Genomic DNA, 20,215 nt, shown 5'->3' with positions numbered 1-20,215 from the left:
TTACGCGTCCTCCTCATTCATAATAGATGGTACTTTGAATTGGCCATCTTCTGTTTCTTTAGCATTTTTTAATGCTTCTTCTTGAGGAATTCCCTCGCTTGCTTTATCTTCGCGCAATACATTTTGTAAATCTAATACGTGATATGTTGGTTCAATATCTTCAGTATCTGCTTCTTCAATTTGATTGGCAAAATTTAAAATGCTTTCTAACGTTCCCTGCATTTTTTCTGTTTCATCATCACTAATTTGAAGTCGTGATAAATTAGCAATGTGTTCTACTTCTTCACGTGTAACTTTAGCCATGAAATAAAAGCCTCCTTGTTTACTCATTCATTATAAAATTGTATCAAAATTCCAACTAAAAATCTAAGTTTTTTACTATTATGACGTGTTTCTGTGCATTAATGTAACTCAACATCATAATTGTACGTAATTATTCTTTTTAAAAGGATTAAAAATCAATAATATTACTGATAAATTAAAAATCTACTAAAATTTATAAAAAACCTCTCTAACATCTACAACAGTAGAATTATTAGAAAGGCTTTAAAAACTTTAGTTATTATTTTTATAAATATGAACGTCTGGTTCTTTGTCATCTTTAGTTTTGCTGATTAATGCTTTTGGTTTGTTACCATCTTTGATATGAATTTCATATTCATCAACACCATCAAAGTTTTCTTTAGCTTGTTCCGTAACGTATTGTGTAATACCAATCGTTTCAGCTTTACCGTAATAGTCAATTGGAACATCTACTGTAAGTTGATGAACATGTTTTTTATCGAATTTTACAGTTCCGATAGCTTGTGTAAAGTTATTGAAGTATTTTTGTAAATTATCATTGAACTGTTTGAAATTTGAATTTAAATCTTTATCAACATTAGCTGCTTCTTTTGATGGTAGCATCGCTGTTCTTTGATGTGTATCTGACCAATGATTAATTCGAGTCTTACTTTCTTTGGCTGTAGATTCACTTATAAATTCACCTGGAGTAATAGAGTTTTCACCTGATTGTTTATAGATTGCAAAGTGAATAGGTATATCTTTAAGCTTCTTGTTTTCACGTAATCTAGATAAAATTTCTTCAGCCATTTGTTGGCCTTGCTTTTTAATCTCTTTATCATTTAATTTTTTATCAAACGTTTCTCCATCTTTTTTCTTTTGATAATAATATGTACCATTCATAGCTAAACCAATCGTCATACCTTTAATGTTCTTACCTTTACTATCATCTTTACCATAGAAATCTTGTTCTAAGATATTAGATAGATAGGCTGGTGATTGTTCAGCAATTTTTTCTTCATCTTTTTCACCTTTATGTGACGGATTGAGCCCTAAATTTTCATTTGCTTTTTTCTCTTTACGCTCATCCTTATCCATCTTATCTATTTCTTTTTTCGTAAACTTAGGTTGTAAGTATGCTTCGATCGTATCTTTATCTAAAAATTGACCATCTTGATAGAGATAATCATCTGTTGGAAATACTTGCTTACTTGATTCTAACAAGCCATCTTCGAAATCTTCACCATTATAGCTATTCGCCATTTTTTCTTGTAGCAAACCACGTGCTTGGCTTTCTTTAAATGGTAAAATCGTTCTATAGTTGTTACCATTGACGCTATCATCAGTTGCGATATTCTTGGATTTACTAGCGTTCTCACCTTGCGAATTGGCCTCTGATTCTTGGTTTTGATCATTATTATTGCCACATGCTGATAATACAAACATTGCTGCGATGGCTAACATTATCGTTCTTTTCATTCAATATCTCCTCTATTACTCAATATTGTTTTTTAGCTCTATAAAGTCGTCTTCAGACCAAACCGTTGTACCATATTTCTCTGCTTTCGTTAACTTAGATCCTGCGTCTTCACCGGCGATGACGATGTCTGTTTTTTTCGTAACACTATTTGTAACTTTTGCCCCTTGTAATTCTAACCACTCGCCCGCTTCATTTCTAGTCATTTGTTGTAGTTTACCTGTTAACACAATGGTTTTATCTTGAAGCTCTGGATGCCCTTCTACTTCTGTTGTCTTAACGCCTTTATATGTCATGTTAACATTTTTCGCTTCTAATTTTTGGATTAAAGCACGAATATCTTCATTTTCAAGATAAGTCACTACAGATTGAGCTAATTTATGACCTATATCGTGTATACCCATTAATTCTTCCTCTGATACTTCAAACAATGTATCCATTGAACCATATTTTTCTGCTAATACACGGCTCGCTTTGACACCCAAATGTCTAATACCAAGACCGAATAATAATTGTTCTAATGAATTAGATTTAGAAGTTTCAATTGCATTTAATAAATTTTCAACTTTCTTTGTACCCATCCGTTCTAAAGGTAGTAGGTCTTCTTCCGTTAAATAGAAAATGTCCGCAATATCTTTGATCTTTTCATTTTCATAGAGCTGTTGAATTATTTTGGTACCTAAGCCATCGATATTCATAGCTTGTCGTGAAACGAAATGAATCATGCCTTCTACAAGTTGAGCCTGGCATTTTGGATTGATGCAGCGTAAAGCCACTTCACCTTCTATTCTAACTAATTCATGTTTACAACTTGGACAATGTGTTGGCATATGATAAACTTGAGCATCATTAGGTCTGCGATCAATGACTGCTTTGATGACTTCAGGGATAATGTCCCCTGCTTTTTTAATTACAACACTATCACCAATACGTATATCTCGTTCATGGATCAAATCCTCATTATGTAGAGAGGCACGCGAAACAGTGGTACCTGCTACTTTAACCGGCGATAATACTGCTGTTGGCGTTACTACACCTGTACGACCAATACTTAACTCAATATCTAATAACTCAGTAATGACTTCTTCTGCTGGAAATTTATAAGCGATAGCCCAACGTGGAGATTTCTGAGTAAAACCTAAATCATCTTGTTGTTCTAATGCATTTACCTTTATAACGATACCATCAATATCGTACGGCAGATCTTCACGTTGTTCAGTCCATTTTTCTATATATTTCAATACATCATCAATCGACTGAACGCGTTGTCTTTGTTGGTTTGTTTTAAAGCCGAGTTGGTCTAACTCATCTAATGCTTCACTTTGCGTATTTGCATTAAACTGAGTCAAATCATTCACGCTATATAAAAATACACTTAGCTTTCTCTTAGCTGCCAATTTAGAATCTAATTGTCTTAGTGATCCTGCTGCAGCATTTCGTGGGTTAGCAAATGGTTGTTCATCATTTTGTTCTTTAGCTTCATTTAGTTTAATAAATGATTGACGTGGCATATATGCTTCCCCACGAACTTCGAATGTACGAGAATCATTGATTTTTAAAGGAATTGCATGGATCGTCTTTAAATTCTCCGTAATATCTTCGCCGACTGTCCCATCTCCTCGAGTTAAACCTTGAACGAATTGTCCATTTTCATATTTTAACGAAACGGCTAAACCATCAATCTTCAACTCGCACATATACTCCACATCACCGACACGTTCACGGATGCGTTGATCGAATTTACGTAAATCCTCTTCATTAAACGCATTGCCTAGACTTAACATCGGTGTATCATGTGCAACCTTTTCAAATGTTGATTGTGCAGATCCTCCTACTCGGACAGTTGGAGAATCTGCTGTTTGATATTCTGGATGTTCCTGTTCTATCTCAATTAGTTCATGCAATAACTTGTCATATTCACTATCAGGAACGGATGGATTATCTTTAACGTAATATTCATAACTATATTGGTTTAACAATTGATGTAATTCATCAACACGTGCTTGTAAATCTGCCACACTTTAGTCCTCCTTCTTATCAATTGGAGCAAATTGTGCTAGTAATCGTTTAGGGCCTTCGGATTTAAAAATAATATCTAGTTCTACTGAACCGTTTTTGTCTGTAACATTACTTACCATACCCTCACCCCATGATTTATGAACAACCTTGTCACCTACATTCCATTGTTGTGATGAAGTTGATGCTTTATTAGAGGTCATACGCTTACTATATCCTCGTTTTGGTGGTTGCTTTGTTGCAGAATTAATTTTTCGACTTGTACGATTACTTTGATTCACATTATCAAGTAAGCCTTCAGGTATTTCTCGTAAAAATCGTGAAGGCATATTGGATTGTGGTTTACCGAATAGCATACGTGAAGTTGCATGTGTAATATATAACGTTTCTTCCGCTCGTGTAATGGCCACATAACAAATACGTCTTTCCTCTTCCATTTCATGATCATCATCACTTTTAATAGCACGGATATGAGGGAAGAGGGATTCTTCCATACCCATAATAAAGACGACTGGAAATTCTAGACCTTTCGCAGAATGCATCGTCATTAATGTAATGCCATCTTCAATTTCAACTTCATCGATATCTGCTACAAGTGATAAATCAGTTAAGAAATTGATTAATGATTGTTCTTCTAACGGTGTGTTTTCTTCATAATCTTTTGGTACAGACATAAACTCGTCAATATTTTCTAATCTACTTCTAGATTCTAGCGTTTGTTCGCGTTCTAACATTTCACGATATCCAGATTGTGTAAGTACTTCATCGACAATCTCACTAATTTCTAAAAACTCTTGCTGCTTAATAAGGTTTTGTATAGTGTCGTAAAACGTAATACATGACTGAGTAACTTTTTTAGATAAACCAATAAAATCTACTTCTGCTAAGGCATCAAACATACTAATATCATTTTGATTTGCATATGCTTGAATTTTTTCTACAGAGCTTGGGCCTACGCCACGTTTAGGTACATTAATGACACGTTGTAAACTAATATCATCGTTACTGTTGGCTATGATACGTAAATAACTCAGTAAATCTTTAATTTCTTTACGGTCGTAGAACTTCTGACCGCCGACCATTGTATAAGGGATGTTAGATTTCATAAATGTTTCCTCTAACACACGAGATTGTGCATTTGTTCGGTACAGAATAGCCATATCTTTGAATTTTTTACCGTTACTTTGTTGTTTCTTAATTTCACGAACAACGTACTCTGCTTCATCTCTTTCAGTTGTTGCTTCGTAATAATGTATCTTGTCACCTTCATTATTACCAGTCCATAACCCTTTAGGTTTACGTTCAGTATTATTTTTAATGACTTCATTTGCTGCATTTAAAATTGTCTTAGTAGAACGATAATTTTGCTCTAAAAAGATAGTCTTGGCTTCTGGATAATCCTCTTCAAACGAAAGAATATTTTGAATATCCGCACCACGCCAACCATAAATCGATTGATCTGAATCCCCTACGACACAAAGATTTTTAAATTTCTTTGCGAGTAAATTGACTAATGTATATTGGGCTTTGTTAGTATCTTGGTACTCATCCACATGTATGTATTGAAATTTATTTTGATAATATTCTAAAACATCCGGTACACGTTCAAATAATCGAATGGTTGTCATAATTAAATCATCAAAATCTAAAGCTTCATTTCTTGAAAGTTGACGTTGATATCCACTGTAAACTGTGGCAACCATTTGACTATAGTAATCTGTCGCCTCATTTTGAGCATCCTCTGGTGTTTTTAATTCATTTTTTAAATTACTAATCGCACCGATAAACATTCTAGGTTCAAACTTTTTACTATCGATATTTTCATTTTTTAATACGTCTTTAATTACTGGTTTCTGGTCAGTTGGGTCTATAATAGTAAAGTTACGTTCAATACCGATCCGGTCGGCATCTCTACGTAAGATACGCACACACATAGAGTGGAAAGTCGACATCCAAATAACTTGAGCTTCTTCTCCGACTAATTGTTCCACACGTGCTTTCATTTCTTTAGCCGCTTTATTTGTAAAAGTAATCGCTAGTACGTTATAAGGCGAAACATCCTTTTCATCTAATAAATAGGCAATGCGATGCGTTAATACACGCGTCTTTCCCGAACCTGCACCTGCCATGATTAGCAATGGACCTTCTGTTGTACGCACAGCCTGGCTTTGTTCATCGTTCATATTGTTTACTAATGCATTCATTGACGCGACTCCTTTATCTTTACTGTTTTTAGTGCTTTTTTAATATCGGTGTAAATGATATCTCCGACTATGATTGTATCTGCAAATGATGCCATCTCTTGGGCTTCACCTAAACTTGAGATACCCCCACCATAAAACAATTGTGTATCCGTTAATATATCTGCGGCAGCTTTAACTTTGTCTACCTCTCCATAAGTGCCACTATATTCTAAATACATGACTGGTAATTGATACATATAATTAACCATTTGTGCATAAGCTTCTATATCATCTTCGCTTAAATCAGTTTGGGATTTGGTCACTTGAGCTACTTTACTATCAGGATTTAATACGACATAACCTTCGAAAATAAACTCATCAAAATCAATCACATGGCCATACGATTTCAATGCCTCTAATAAAATGCCATTATGATATGTTACGTCGTTGCTATTTAATACAGTAGGCACAAAGTAGAAATCAAATCCTGGCATTACACTTTCTACATTTGAAATTTCCAGTGCCAATGGTAGAGGGTATCTTCTTACGCGACTCATTAAATGAATAACGTTATCTTCTGTAACGTCATCTGTTCCCCCAATAACAATCGCATCTGTATTTGACATACAAATCGCATCTAAATCCTCATCACTAATTGATTTAGCTGGATCTAATTTAAATATATGTTTCCATTGTTTAATATCATACATTACTGGAGACTCCTTTAATTAACATACAATTAATTATATCATTTTTATTCTTTGAGTTCTAAAATGAAACTATGTATTTTTAACACGTATTTTAATTCATCTCAAGCACAAAAAACAAACCAAATACGGCATCGTATTTGGTTTGTTAGTAATTATTAAATTATTTTGTTTCAGTAGCTCAATTAACTTCATATGAAAGAAAGTTTAATGTATAACTTCACTAAAGTTTATTTAATCTGTTGTCGGAATGTTCATGCGTTCTAATATAATCGTATATGCATCATTACCCCATTGTAATGAGCGTTTGACTCTAGAGATTGTGGCAGTAGATGCACCTGATTCTTGTTCAATTGTCGCATAAGTATACCCTTGTTTAATCATCTTAGCGACTTGTAATCTTTGTGATAGTGATTGTATTTCATTGACTGTACATAAATCATCAAAAAATTGATAACATTCTTCTCTGGTTTCAAGCGTTAAAATAGCATCGAACAATTCGTCTAGTGCTTGGCCTCTTAATTTTTCAATTTGCATAAAAACAACCCCTGTATCTTTCAAATTAATCTCATTTTAACGTACTAATACATTAAAGTGTAACGATTAATATTGAGAAATTCAAGTATAGTTATTTTTCGTCCAAGCCAGCACGTTCAAATATTGTATCGACTTGATTTAAATGATGTTTAGGGTCAAAACAATCATCTAATTCTTCTTTTGTTAATTGACTCGTAATGGCATCATCTTGCTCAATTAACTCTCTGAATGGTGTTTTTGTTTCCCAAGATTCCATCGCTTTTGGTTGCACTCTATCATACGCTTCTTCACGCACCATACCTTTATTGATTAACGCAAGTAAGACACGTTGTGAGTAGATAAGTCCGAATGTTTTATCGATGTTGTCACGCATATTGTCTTCAAATACTGTTAATCTATCCACGATATTTGTGAAACGGTTTAATGCATAGTCTAAAGCGATTGTTACGTCTGGTAGCATGATACGTTCTGCTGATGAGTGAGAAATATCTCTTTCATGCCATAATGGAACATTTTCATAAGCCGTAGTGATATATCCTCTAATAACACGTGCAATACCAGTGATGTTTTCAGAACCAATCGGATTACGTTTATGTGGCATTGCTGAGGAACCTTTTTGACCTTTTGCGAAAGCTTCTTCTACTTCACGCGTTTCAGTCTTTTGTAAATTACGTATTTCTACCGCAAATTTTTCCATTGAAGTACTGATTAACGCTAAAGTTGCAATATAATATGCATGACGGTCACGTTGTAAAGTTTGTGTAGATACTGGCGCTACATCGATCCCTAAATTTTTACATACATGTGCTTCAATTTCAGGTGGAATATTAGCGAAAGTACCAACCGCTCCACTCATTTTTCCAACTTCAATTTCTTTTCTAACATTTTTAAAACGCTCTAGATTACGTTTCATTTCAGTGTACCAAAGTGCCATTTTCACACCGAACGTCGTTGGTTCAGCATGCACACCGTGTGTACGCCCCATCATTAAAGTATATTTATAATCTTTAGCTTTACGTGCTAACACTTCGATAAAACGTTCTAAATCTTGTTCAATGATGTCATTCGCTTGTTTAATGACGTAACTTAACGCAGTATCGACAACATCTGTTGAAGTTAAGCCGTAGTGTACCCATTTACGTTCTTCACCTAATGTTTCTGATACTTGTCTAGTAAAAGCAACTACATCGTGGCGTGTTTCTTCTTCAATTTCTTTAGCACGGTCAACGTCTACTTTTGCATTTTCTCTGATTTTTTTAACATCTTCTTCAGGTACATAACCTAATTTACTCCATGCTTCACTTGCAAGAATTTCAACTTCTAACCAAGCTTCGTAACGGTTTTGATCAGTCCAAATACTTTCCATTTCTTTTCTAGAATAACGTTCAATCATTGAAATAAGCTCCTATCTTTCAATTTTATAGTTCCACAAACTCCAAAACATGTACATTTTATAATTTTTATCGGTTAAAGTTCGTGTTTGACCTCTTCAATCATAGTTTAACAGAATTATGTATAAATGTATAAATGTTTTTATCATCTTTTGTTAAAATCTTTCTACTTAAATAAAAAGTCACTTTGTCTAATTCAAGACGATAAATTACTTGAACCAACAAAATGACTTTTAAGCATTTCTTACTGATAGCGTTACTTCTCTATGAATACTTATGATTCATCCATTAACTTTCCAACAAACTGTATTTCTTGTCTAAGGACTTCAATTTCACCATTTTTATTTTCTTTATAGACTGGTTTTTCAAATCGTTTTACGGGCATATATCCCGCTTCTCGCATGCGTTTCAAACAATCTTGAATTGATTCTTGTTCTTCGACAATAAATTTTTGTTGTTTTTTCATATACTTTCCACTTCATCCGTATCATATTGTTTTAATTTCTTACTTCTAACACCTTTGGCCCAGAAACCACCGTTAATAGTTCTAGGTTCATATGCGACGATAAATGCTTTCTCATCTATTTGCTTAATCGTTTCGATTAATTTAAATTCAAATCTTCTTGGTGTTAGAATTTGTAAATTTAGTCGTTCTCCATCTCTGCCGTGTGCAGTATAATGTGTGACACCATAACCTAAATCTCTTAATTGTCTTGGTAAATCTAGCTCATATTCTGAAGATGTGACATTGACAACTGTGTATCCTAAAGCTAATTTCTCCTCTATCTTCATACCTACAATAATCCCAATTGAAAAGCCAAAAGCATACGCAATGACATTTTGAATTTGATCTAAACTAGACATAACCATACCTAGCCCAACAACATAAACAAGTACTTCTAAAAAACTTACAACTGCAGCAACATAACGATAACCTTTTAATGTTAAAATTGTTCTCATTGTTAAGAACGTAACGTAAGCAACATTAATTACGAATATCGCTAACACCATCAACCATGGATTCGACGTTATTAGTGACATCACACATTTCCCTTTCTGTTCATTAAATTCACATTATTTTATCAGTGAATATTTAATTTGTCACTAGAAAGTTTTCGGGTTTTTAATTTTTAGGCCAAGTGTATCTCGTGTAGGCTAGTTCACGTTTATGCGCAGCTTTGATATAGTGATTTTCAATAGTATCTTTTGCTTCACTCGGTACAGATTTACCTTCTAAATAATCATCAATGTCATGATAACTAACACCAAGCGCTTCTTCATCTGGCAATTGAGGTTTATCATCTTCTAAATCAGCTGTCGGTACTTTATCGTATAAATGTTGTGGTGCTTCTAGATATTGTAATAGTTGTTTGCCTTGACGTTTATTAAGGCCAAAGATTGGTGCAATATCTGCTGCCCCATCACCATATTTTGTATAAAAACCAGTTACATTTTCAGCAGAATGGTCTGTACCGACAACGATGCCTTGATGATGTGCGGCAATAGAATATTGTACTTTCATACGTTCACGAGCCTTTTCATTACCTTTATGGAAATCATTAAGTGTAATTCCAGATGCTTCCAGTGACGCAACACTTTGATCAACTGCTGGTTTAATATTTACTGTATACGTTTTGTCAGGCTCTATAAATGCTAAGGCATCTTCGACTTCGTCAGCGTCTTTTTGCACACCATAAGGTAGCTTCACAGCTATAAACTCACAGTGAACATCCTCTTGTTTCAGTTCGTTAACAGCAATTTGACATAACTTGCCTGTTAATGTTGAATCTTGTCCTCCTGAGATACCTAATACTAATGATTCGATAAATGAGTGTGATTGAACATAACTTTTGATAAATTGTATAATACTGCGAGTTTCAGCGTGACTGTCAATTTCAGGTTTAACTTTCATTTCTCTTACAACGATATCTTGCAAGTTACTCATTTTCTTCTTCCATCTCCTTCACATGTTCTGCTACTTCGAAAATGCGTTTATGTTTATTTTCCCAACAAGCTGTACTTAAATCAACTGGATAATCTTGTGGGTTGAGGTGACGTTTATTTTCTTCCCAAAGATGTAACAGATTGTCATCTAAATATGCTTGTGCTTCTTTCTCACTTGGCAACTCATAGACAAGTTTACCTTCTTTAAAAATGTCATGATGCAAGTTTTTCGCTGTAAAAGATTTAATGAATTTCATTTTATATGTGTGAACTGGATGGAATAATTTAAGTGGTGATTCTGCGTCAGGATCTTCGTGTTCTAAAGTAATGTAATCACCTTCTGCTTTATTTGTTTTCTTATTAATAATACGATACACATTTTTCTTACCAGGTGTTGTTACTTTTTCCGCATTATTAGACAATTTGATACGATCAACATATTCGCCAGAGCTGTCTTGCACGGCTACGAGTTTGTAAACTGCACCTAAAGCAGGTTGATCATATCCGGTGATTAATTTCGTCCCAATCCCCCATGAATCCACTTTAGCACCTTGAGATTTCAAACTCATTATCGTCTGTTCATCTAAATCATTTGAAGCGATAATTTTGGTGTCTGTAAATCCTGCTTCATCAAGCATTTTACGTGCTTCTTTAGATAAATAAGCGATATCACCTGAGTCTAAACGTATGCCGACGAAATTAATTTTATCTCCTAACTCTTTCGCAACTTTTATCGCAGTCGGCACACCTGATTTCAATGTATGGAATGTATCTACTAAGAACACACAATCTTTATGGCGCTCTGCGTATTTTTTAAAGGCAATGTATTCATCCCCATAAGTCTGAACAAGCGCATGTGCGTGCGTTCCCGAAACAGGAATACCAAATAGTTTACCAGCTCGTACATTACTCGTTGAATCAAAACCACCTATGTAAGCTGCTCTAGATCCCCATAGTGCAGCGTCGGTTTCTTGTGCACGTCTCGTTCCAAATTCCATAAGCTGATCTTGTGGTGCAACATGTCTAATTCGACTTGCTTTTGTAGTTATAAGTGTATGGAAATTCACTATATTTAATAACATCGTTTCTATTAATTGAGCTTGAATTAAAGGGGCTTCCACTCTAATAAGTGGTTCGTTACCAAAACAAAGCTCGCCTTCTTGCATTGAACGAATATTCCCAGTAAATTTTAAAGTTTTTAAATAACTCAGAAAATCATCTTTGTAACCAATCGATTTTAAATATTCAATATCAGATGATGAAAAATGGAAGTTTTCAATAAAATCAATTACACGTTTCAACCCATTAAATACGGCATATCCACTATCAAACGGCATATTTCTAAAGTATAAATCAAATACTGACCAACGTTCATGAATCCCATCATTCCAATAACTTTCAGCCATATTTATTTGATACAGATCGTTATGCAATACAAAGGTATCGTCTTCGTATTGGTACATCACTATCACTCCAATCAACTTTTCCATCAGTTTAGCATAAAAGCGATAACAGAAACACATGATAACTACACAATAAACATAATTGTTACAAATTAACTGAATTATTTGCGAATATTTTTATAAATTTTAAATTAACTGCAACAAAATAGTGACATTTTCATCAGAATGATTCTATTTTACAGAAAATAATTTATAATATGGTCGAGGTGTTAATATGTTAGAACAAGCTAGAACATTCATAGAGACCATGTATCAAGAATTACAATACGAGCCACAAGCAATTTCTAAGCGAATACATGAAATCGAACGTGAGATTAACGAGAGAGGCACTTACTCACATACGTCAGAAGAACTTAAATATGGTGCCAAAATGGCCTGGAGAAATTCAAATCGATGCATTGGCCGGTTCTTTTGGGAGACATTACATGTAATCGATGCAAGAGATATTCGAACAGAACAAGCATTTATAAATAGTATCGAACACCATATCAAATTCGCCACAAATGATGGAAAGATCAAGCCTTGTATTACAATTTATTCTGCGGAGGACCCACCAACAATTTATAACAACCAGCTCATTAGATATGCGGGGTACGTTGAAAAAGGTGACCCTGCTGAACAAGAAGTTACGCAACTCGCACACCATTTAGGTTGGTCAGGTGGATATACAGACTTTGATATACTGCCCCTGATTTACCGTTGTCCAAATGGCTCTATGAAGTATCACGAATATAATTCAAATATAATAAAAGAAGTCCCTATTACACATGACAAATTCCCTAAACTCAAAAGCCTTAACTTGAAGTGGTATGCAGTACCAATCATTTCAAATATGGATTTAAAAATTGGTGGCATTACTTATCCAACGGCACCATTCAATGGATGGTACATGGTAAATGAAATCGCAGTACGAAACTTTACAGACAGTTATCGCTATAATTTATTAGAAAAAGTTGCAGCCGCTTTCGAATTTGATACACTTAAAAATAATTCATTTAATAAAGATCGCACACTCGTAGAATTGAATGATGCGGTATACCAATCATTTAAAAACGAAGGCGTTTCAATTGTTGATCATTTAACCGCTTCAAAACAGTTTGAAAGATTTGAATCAAATGAACATAAACAACATAGAACAGTTACTGGTAAATGGTCTTGGTTAGCACCATCGTTATCGCCTACACTCGTTTCTAACTATCATCATGGTTATGATAACACTATGCGAGAGCCCAATTTCTTCTATAAAAAGAGAGGCACTTCAGGCTGCCCCTTCCATTAGATAACAATTTACTCATCACTCAAGGAGTCACACGCTATGAAATTATACTATTTAGGTCCAAAAAGCACTTTCTCATATTTAGCAGCACAACAATACAAATCAGAAAATGAAGTAAATTACGTCTCGAAATCCAACCTCTATGAAGTGGTCAATGCTGTATCTAACGACGACAAAAGTATTGCAGTCGTCCCTATTGAAAATTCAATCGAAGGGACTATCAATATTGTCGCTGATGCGCTAACGCAGCAAAATATTTTTGCACATGGAGAGATACATTTAAATATTCAATTCGCGCTTTATGGATTAGACCATGTCCATCCAAGTGATATTGCACAAGTTTATTCCATAGCACCTGCTATCAGTCAAACAAGTCATTTCATTCAAAAAAATCAATACACTTATGACTACGTAGATAGCACGATTGCTAGTCTGGAAAAGATTACTGAAAATATCGGTGCTATTGCACCATTAGGTAGTGGAGAACCCTATGGTTACAAACCACTTGCCAAAAACATACAAGACTATCCACACAATACAACACGTTTCTTAGTCGTGAGTAACCAACCCGAATATAGCAACTTAGCAACCGATACGATGCTCTTAATCACACCGAAACAGGACAAAGCTGGTTTACTTGCAAGCATATTAAATACATTCGCTATGTTTAATATCAACCTTTCGTGGATTGAATCACGACCTCTTAAAACAAAATTAGGTATGTATCATTTCTTCGTGCAAGCCGATACACCTATGAATGATGAACTTAAAAAGATTATGACTATTTTACACACTTTAGATTTTGAAGTAACAATTATCGGTTCGTTTAAACGAATCAATTAATACAGAGCGAAATATAACGAATCCCTGCATAAAAAACTGGCTAATAAAAACGTTATTAGCCAGTCTATTTTTATATTTAATTATTTCAATGGTAATGGTTTTGTAACGTCGATACCTAATACAGGTGGTACTAAGAAATAAACGATGAGCACGATGATAATTACGCTAAGTATATTAACCCAGAATCCAACGGTTGCCATTTTTTTAATAGAAATACGTCCTGTACCAAAGACAATCGCATTAGGTGGTGTACCTACGGGTAACATATATGCACAGTTCGCTGCCATTGCTGCAGGCACCATTAATAATAATGGGTGCACTTGTACCGCTACAGACAAAGTAGCTAATATAGGCAATATCATAGTTGCCGTTGCTGTATTAGAAGTAATTTCAGTTAAGAACAATACAAAGATCGTAATAACAATCACGATAATAATTGGGCTAACCCCATCGATTAATTTAAGCTGTTCACCTAACCATTTTGCTAAACCACTCTTTGAAATTCCTTCAGCTAAAGCTAAACCTCCACCAAATAAGATGAGTACGCCCCATGGTAGATCTTTAGCCACTTCCCAATCAATAATACGTTTATGTTTTTCTTTGTTTTTAGCTGGAATTAAAAATAATAATACTGAGATAAACATCGCAATGGTTCCATCTGCAACTTCGGATGTTACACTCCAATTTTTGAGCAAGAATTCTCTGCTAATCCATAATAAACTAGCTAAAATGAAAACTGCTTGAACAACTTTTTCTTCATATTTCATTTTGCCTAGTTCGTTTAATTTTTCCTTAATGAGATCTTGGCCACCTGGCAATGATTTCATATCATGTTTAAATGCGATAAATCGTATGTAGAACCATACTAGCCCTAACAGTAAAATGACGGTTGGTACACCTATAATCATCCATTTTGCGAAACTTATTTCTTGGCCGAAAGTAGATTGAAATTGTCCTTTCAAGATAATTAAAGGCGGTGTCCCGATAAGTGTACCGAGCCCTCCTATTGTTCCAGCATATCCAATTGCCAGAACCAGTGATTGTTCAAATTTCTTCAAACTGCTTGAGCTGACATTCTCTTCTCTTAGTTCGTTTGCCTCTTTAATAATTGCTAACCCAATTGGAATCATAATCATGACTGCTGCAGTGTTCGAAACAAACATAGATAAAAATGCTGTAGCAACCATAAATCCTAATAAAATCTTCCCAGTACTTGTACCTAAATAACTAATAATGGTTAATGCCACTCTCGTATGCAAATTCCATCTTTCCATGGCTATAGCTAGTATAAAGCCACCTAAAAATAAAAATATAATATCGTTACCATATTTCGCTGATACCTCATCAGGATTCAACACATGACCGATAGGTAATAAAATCAAAGGTAAAAAACTTGTGGCCGCAATTGGAATAGCTTCTGTAATCCACCAAGTAGCTATCCATAAAGTAATCGCTAAAACAAAAACACCCTTACTAGGTAAACCATGTGGATGTACAAACAATAATGTTAATACAAATAACAATGGCCCTAATATGAGTCCAATCAACTGTCCCAAATTATATGACGGTTTCTTTTGCTGTTTAGAAAAGAAAGTTAAATAATGCGCTGCTCTAGAGTCCCCTTTTTCTAGATTTAACATAATATCCCCCCACAAATTTTGTGAATATTCTAAATATTATTTAATTATAACACAAATATCTTAAAAGGAAATATTATATTTAAGCGCTTTCATTATTTATTCATTTATATTTATAAGTTGAGTGGCTTTGATTTTAGTGTTGTCAGGAACATCCAACACGAGCCCTTGAATATTATTTAAAAATAAACTTTGTGATTCATCATTAAAATGATTATCGGCAATGACAATATCTTGATGCTTTACGCAATTATAACTTTGTATATGAACTGCATCTTTCTTCATATGACCTTCAAAATCATTATTATAAATGTACAAATGTTTACCTGCTTGGGTTGAACGTTCTTTACCTTTTAAATCGCGTGCGTTCTTCCCTTCTTTAACTGCTAAATATCGAATACCACCATTACAATTAATAAAGTGATTATCGTATATATACATATTTGTTGATTTCAAAGGAGTTAACGCATAATATCCCATACCCTCAAAAGTATTATGACGAATGTGGATATTATCGTAAAACTGATTAAAACGACTCGCATGTGATCCTATTGCACGATTCCATGGTTGCATTGTCGGTGTGTCAGAATTTCCAAAATAACAATGCTCAATAATTACATTTTTAGTAATTGTGCCATCAGCTGCACCAAATTTCGGAAATGCTCCTTTAACTTGTAAATCAATTTGAATCGCTTCAGAAAAGCTACGATCTCCTTGAGGGTTGTTAAATCCTAAAAACTGACAACCACCCATATATAAACCATTTAAACCGCATGCGTCTATTGCATGCCCACCTACTATATCTTTAAACGTAACGTTTCTAATCTCTATTTCACGTGCATGGCCAATACTCATCGCTGTATTGTTATATGGATATGCTTCACCATTCATATCAAATGTACCACCACTGATTCGAATATGACCATTTCCATCGTAACCGTAATAACGTTTGAGCTTCGTTCCATTCTTTAACAACGCATCTTTACCACAACGTTTAAGCACTGCGTTGTCATCAAGTATAAGCGATGTACGCGCATATATGACGAGCGCTTTACGAATATGGTATTCACCTGCTGGAATATATATTTCAGTATTTCCATGTTTTTTTGCATAATTCAAAGCACGTTGTAACGCACGGGTATCAGCTCTTTTATTTTTGCCTTTTAATCCAAATTCTTTAGCATTTATCATAATTGAAATCCTTTCAAAAATTAATATTTATATATTAACGTTTAAACTATTTTTTAAACCCGTAGCACAACCTTTATAGTTTTAATGATATAGTTTATAATGACTACAAACTTGAATACGGGAGTGTTTTATACAAATGAAGAAAAGTGCACTGATTATCGTCGACTATTCCAATGATTTCGTCGCAGATAACGGCAAATTAACTTGTGGTGAACCAGGTCAAAAAATTGAAAGTTATATTGTTGAACGTATAGAAGCATACAATAAAGAAAAAAACGATATCTTCTTTATGATGGATTTGCATTACGAAGAAAACCAGTTCCACCCAGAAAGTAAGTTATTCCCACCTCACAATATTATTGGCACATTAGGTAGAGAACTTTACGGTAAAGTAAACGATATTTATCAAAACATTCTATTTAATGATTACGTACATTATCTTGATAAGACACGCTACGATTCTTTCCATGGCACACCATTAGATATCATGTTACGCGAACGTGGTATTACTCACTTAGAAATTGTAGGTGTATGTACTGACATTTGTATATTACACACTGCAGTAACTGCTTATAATTTAGGCTACCATTTAACGATTCCAGTTAAAGGCGTTGCAAGTTTCAATCCGGTTGGGCATGATTGGGCACTTGATCATTTTAAAAATTCTTTAGGTGCCGAAGTAGAATAAAGACACTTGAACATGCTAAAATGTAATTAAAAATATTGGTTAGGAGAATGATTACATGGCTAAAACATATATTTTCGGACATAAAAATCCTGATACAGATGCAATTTCATCTGCGATTATTATGGCTGATTTTGAAAAGCAAACAGGTAACACTGAAGCAACACCTTATCGATTAGGAGAAGTAGGTGCTGAAACTCAGTTTGCGTTAGATTATTTTAAAATCGATGCACCTGAATTGCTATCAGATAATTTAAGCGATCAAAAAGTTATCTTAGTTGACCATAACGAATTCCAACAAAGTGCAGATTCTATTGCAGATGCTGAAATTCAACATGTCGTTGACCATCATAGAATTGCTAACTTTGAAACAGCTGCACCTCTTTATTACCGTGCAGAACCAGTTGGTTGTACAGCTACAATTTTATATAAAATGTACAAAGAACGTGGTTTTGAAATTTCTCCTGAAATCGCTGGATTAATGATTTCTGCAATTATTTCAGATACTTTATTATTCAAATCACCAACTTGTACAGATGAAGATGTGGAAGCCGCAGAAGCTTTAAAATCAATTGCCAAAGTGGATTTAGAACAATACGGTTTAGATTTCTTAAAAGCAGGCGCATCTACAACTGATAAATCCGCTTCAGAATTAATTACAATGGATGCGAAATCATTCAACATGGGCGACAACACTACACGCATCGCACAAGTTAACGCAGTTGACATCGATGAAGTATTCGAACGTAAAGAAGAACTTGAAAAAGAAATGTTAACTGCAAGTGCAGAAGAAAAATACGACTTATTTGTACTCGTTGTTACTGACATTTTAAACAGTAACTCTAAGATCTTAGCAGTTGGATCAGAAAAAGATAAAGTCGGTCAAGCATTTGATGTGGAACTTGATAACGGCACTGCTTTCTTACCAGGCGTAGTATCAAGAAAGAAACAAGTCGTACCACAAATTACAGATGCTTTAAGTTAATTATTCACTACATCTCTAGCAAACGTATAGTCACGACTAACTAGTCACCCTTGCCGGGGTGGGATATTGAAATCTTGCGAATACTTTAGATTTCTGTCCCACTCCATTTTTATCAATTTGACAACATTTATGTATGTCAGACTAGGAGGATATCATTGGACGATTTAAAACAAAGGTTTGATCAATGTAAACAATTTTTCAATACACATGAAACTAAAAATGTTAAATTCAGAAAAAAACAATTAAAGCAATTAAGTAAAAGTATTCGTAATCACGAGGACGATTTATTAACTGCCTTTCAAAAAGACTTAGGCAAAAATAAAGTTGAAGCGTATGCAGCAGAAATAGGTTTTACTTTAAGAAATATCAAAGCAGCGAGGAAAGAACTTAAAAATTGGACTAAAGTGAAACAAGTTAATACTCCGATATTTATGTTCCCTACGAAAAGTTACATTATGAAAGAGCCTTATGGAACTGTATTGATTATCGGTCCATATAATTATCCTTTCCAGTTATTGTTCGAACCATTAATCGGTGCAATAGCTGCAGGTAATACAGTGATACTTAAACCTTCTGAATATACACCTAATGTTTCAGAAGTGATACAACAAATCATTGAAGATGCATGTCCACCAGAATATATTACTGTTTGTCAGGGTGATGCGAATACAACGCAATCATTAATTCACATGCCTTTCGATTACATCTTCTTTACAGGTAGTAAACAAGTCGGTAAGATTGTCTATCAAGCTGCTAGCCAAAATTTAGTGCCTGTCACACTTGAACTTGGCGGTAAATCACCTGTTATTGTGGATGATACAGCGAATATTAAAGTTGCTAGTGAACGTATTAGTTTCGGTAAATTTGCAAACGCGGGTCAGACATGTGTAGCTCCAGATTACGTTCTTGTTCAACGAAAAGTAAAAGATCAATTGGTCGAAGGCATGAAACAAACGTTGAAAGAATTTTATGGTAAATCAGTGAAAGATAGTCCAGATTTCGGACGAATTGTTAATCAAAGACACTTTGATAGATTGAAACACTTATTACAATTACATGAATCAGATATCATTCTTGGTGGAGAAACGGATGAAGATGAATTGTATGTCGTTCCAACTTTACTTGATGGAATTACGTTCGACTCTAAAATTATGGAAGACGAAATATTCGGTCCAGTACTTCCAATCATTACGTATGATGAATTCGATGAAGCTGTTGAATCCATCCGTAAACTTCCTAAACCATTAGCACTGTATCTCTTTAGTGAAGATGAAAATGCAACAGAACGCGTGTTAAATGAAATTTCATTCGGTGGTGGTGCCATCAATGACACAATGATGCATTTAGCTAATTCAAACTTACCATTTGGCGGTGTCGGTGGCTCTGGCATTGGACATTATCACGGAAAATATAGTTTCAATACATTTAGCCATGATAAATCATATATTTTTAAAACAACTCGTCTAGAATCAAGCTTATTGTTCCCTCCTTATAAAGGGAAATTCAAATATATCAAGAAATTCTATAATAATTGAAAGCATCGACGTTTATATACGCGTTAAACTAAAAAACGCCAAGCGCATAAGTGCATGGCGTTT

General features: G+C 34.4%; 18 protein-coding genes. 5 read left to right on the top strand and 13 right to left on the bottom strand.

All coding sequences use genetic code 11. From position 1 onward, the window contains the following. The 11 genes from gatC to NGI30_RS03040 form a co-directional block, all read right to left on the bottom strand. Positions 1 to 303 carry an Asp-tRNA(Asn)/Glu-tRNA(Gln) amidotransferase subunit GatC gene (gatC, locus tag NGI30_RS03090; protein WP_251518440.1) on the bottom strand — a complete coding sequence of 101 codons (303 nt, stop codon included), beginning with the start codon at positions 301 to 303 and terminating at the stop codon, positions 1 to 3. Between the two features lie 252 nt (positions 304 to 555). Further along, positions 556 to 1,761 (bottom strand): CamS family sex pheromone protein, encoded by a 1,206-nt coding sequence (locus tag NGI30_RS03085; RefSeq protein ID WP_251518438.1) that lies wholly within the window; start codon positions 1,759 to 1,761, stop codon positions 556 to 558. 15 nt (positions 1,762 to 1,776) lie between these two features. Continuing rightward, positions 1,777 to 3,777 (bottom strand): NAD-dependent DNA ligase LigA, encoded by a 2,001-nt coding sequence (gene ligA, locus NGI30_RS03080; RefSeq protein WP_251518436.1) that lies wholly within the window; start codon positions 3,775 to 3,777, stop codon positions 1,777 to 1,779. Between the two features lie 3 nt (positions 3,778 to 3,780). Beyond that, entirely contained in the window at positions 3,781 to 5,979 is a 2,199-nt protein-coding gene (gene pcrA, locus NGI30_RS03075) for a DNA helicase PcrA (protein ID WP_251942689.1), read from the bottom strand. Continuing rightward, positions 5,976 to 6,668 carry a heptaprenylglyceryl phosphate synthase gene (gene pcrB / locus NGI30_RS03070; protein ID WP_251518432.1) on the bottom strand — a complete coding sequence of 231 codons (693 nt, stop codon included), beginning with the start codon at positions 6,666 to 6,668 and terminating at the stop codon, positions 5,976 to 5,978. Before pcrB ends, pcrA begins: the two co-directional genes overlap by 4 nt. 231 nt (positions 6,669 to 6,899) lie before the next feature. Continuing rightward, positions 6,900 to 7,202 (bottom strand): YerC/YecD family TrpR-related protein, encoded by a 303-nt coding sequence (locus tag NGI30_RS03065; protein ID WP_251518429.1) that lies wholly within the window; start codon positions 7,200 to 7,202, stop codon positions 6,900 to 6,902. Between the two features lie 91 nt (positions 7,203 to 7,293). Next, entirely contained in the window at positions 7,294 to 8,595 is a 1,302-nt protein-coding gene (gene purB / locus NGI30_RS03060) for an adenylosuccinate lyase (RefSeq protein WP_251518428.1), read from the bottom strand. Between the two features lie 272 nt (positions 8,596 to 8,867). Next, positions 8,868 to 9,059: an NETI motif-containing protein gene (locus tag NGI30_RS03055; RefSeq protein ID WP_251518426.1), complete on the bottom strand. Its 192-nt coding sequence runs from the start codon at positions 9,057 to 9,059 to the stop codon at positions 8,868 to 8,870. Then, entirely contained in the window at positions 9,056 to 9,634 is a 579-nt protein-coding gene (locus NGI30_RS03050; protein ID WP_251518424.1) for a DUF2179 domain-containing protein, read from the bottom strand. Before NGI30_RS03050 ends, NGI30_RS03055 begins: the two co-directional genes overlap by 4 nt. Before the next feature lie 82 nt (positions 9,635 to 9,716). Further along, entirely contained in the window at positions 9,717 to 10,538 is an 822-nt protein-coding gene (gene nadE / locus NGI30_RS03045; protein ID WP_251518422.1) for an NAD(+) synthase, read from the bottom strand. Further along, positions 10,531 to 12,000 (bottom strand): nicotinate phosphoribosyltransferase, encoded by a 1,470-nt coding sequence (locus NGI30_RS03040; protein ID WP_251942687.1) that lies wholly within the window; start codon positions 11,998 to 12,000, stop codon positions 10,531 to 10,533. Before NGI30_RS03040 ends, nadE begins: the two co-directional genes overlap by 8 nt. 214 nt (positions 12,001 to 12,214) lie before the next feature. Between NGI30_RS03040 and NGI30_RS03035 the strand changes: the two genes are divergently transcribed. After that, positions 12,215 to 13,279: a nitric oxide synthase oxygenase gene (locus NGI30_RS03035; protein ID WP_251518411.1), complete on the top strand. Its 1,065-nt coding sequence runs from the start codon at positions 12,215 to 12,217 to the stop codon at positions 13,277 to 13,279. 36 nt (positions 13,280 to 13,315) lie between these two features. Then, complete coding sequence (locus NGI30_RS03030) at positions 13,316 to 14,119, top strand: prephenate dehydratase (protein ID WP_251942685.1); 804 nt, start codon at positions 13,316 to 13,318, stop codon at positions 14,117 to 14,119. A gap of 80 nt (positions 14,120 to 14,199) precedes the next feature. On the opposite strand, the gene NGI30_RS03025 is transcribed toward NGI30_RS03030, so the two are convergent. Together NGI30_RS03025 and NGI30_RS03020 are read right to left on the bottom strand one after the other, a co-directional pair. Continuing rightward, on the bottom strand, positions 14,200 to 15,759 hold the full coding sequence (locus NGI30_RS03025) for an SLC13 family permease (RefSeq protein ID WP_251518407.1): 1,560 nt from the start codon (positions 15,757 to 15,759) through the stop codon (positions 14,200 to 14,202). Between the two features lie 96 nt (positions 15,760 to 15,855). Beyond that, the gene (locus tag NGI30_RS03020) at positions 15,856 to 16,950 is read right to left on the bottom strand and encodes a glycosyl hydrolase family 28-related protein (RefSeq protein WP_251519068.1); all 1,095 of its coding nucleotides are present in this window, start codon (positions 16,948 to 16,950) and stop codon (positions 15,856 to 15,858) included. Positions 16,951 to 17,083: 133 nt separating this feature from the next. On the opposite strand from NGI30_RS03020, the gene NGI30_RS03015 reads away from it, so the two are divergent. The 3 genes from NGI30_RS03015 to NGI30_RS03005 all read left to right on the top strand — a co-directional run bounded on the left by NGI30_RS03015 (position 17,084) and on the right by NGI30_RS03005 (position 20,152). Then, positions 17,084 to 17,635 (top strand): cysteine hydrolase family protein, encoded by a 552-nt coding sequence (locus NGI30_RS03015; RefSeq protein WP_251518405.1) that lies wholly within the window; start codon positions 17,084 to 17,086, stop codon positions 17,633 to 17,635. Between the two features lie 55 nt (positions 17,636 to 17,690). Beyond that, complete coding sequence (locus tag NGI30_RS03010) at positions 17,691 to 18,617, top strand: manganese-dependent inorganic pyrophosphatase (RefSeq protein ID WP_251518403.1); 927 nt, start codon at positions 17,691 to 17,693, stop codon at positions 18,615 to 18,617. Positions 18,618 to 18,772: 155 nt separating this feature from the next. After that, positions 18,773 to 20,152, top strand: a complete 1,380-nt coding sequence (locus NGI30_RS03005; protein WP_251942684.1) for an aldehyde dehydrogenase — start codon at positions 18,773 to 18,775, stop codon at positions 20,150 to 20,152. The last annotated feature ends 63 nt before the right edge of the window (positions 20,153 to 20,215 follow it).

It is taken from the genome of Staphylococcus sp. Marseille-Q5304 (genome assembly GCF_943737015.1).
Classification (GTDB): Bacteria; Bacillota; Bacilli; order Staphylococcales; family Staphylococcaceae; genus Staphylococcus; species Staphylococcus hsinchuensis.
This window is presented reverse-complemented; position numbering and strand designations above follow the sequence as displayed.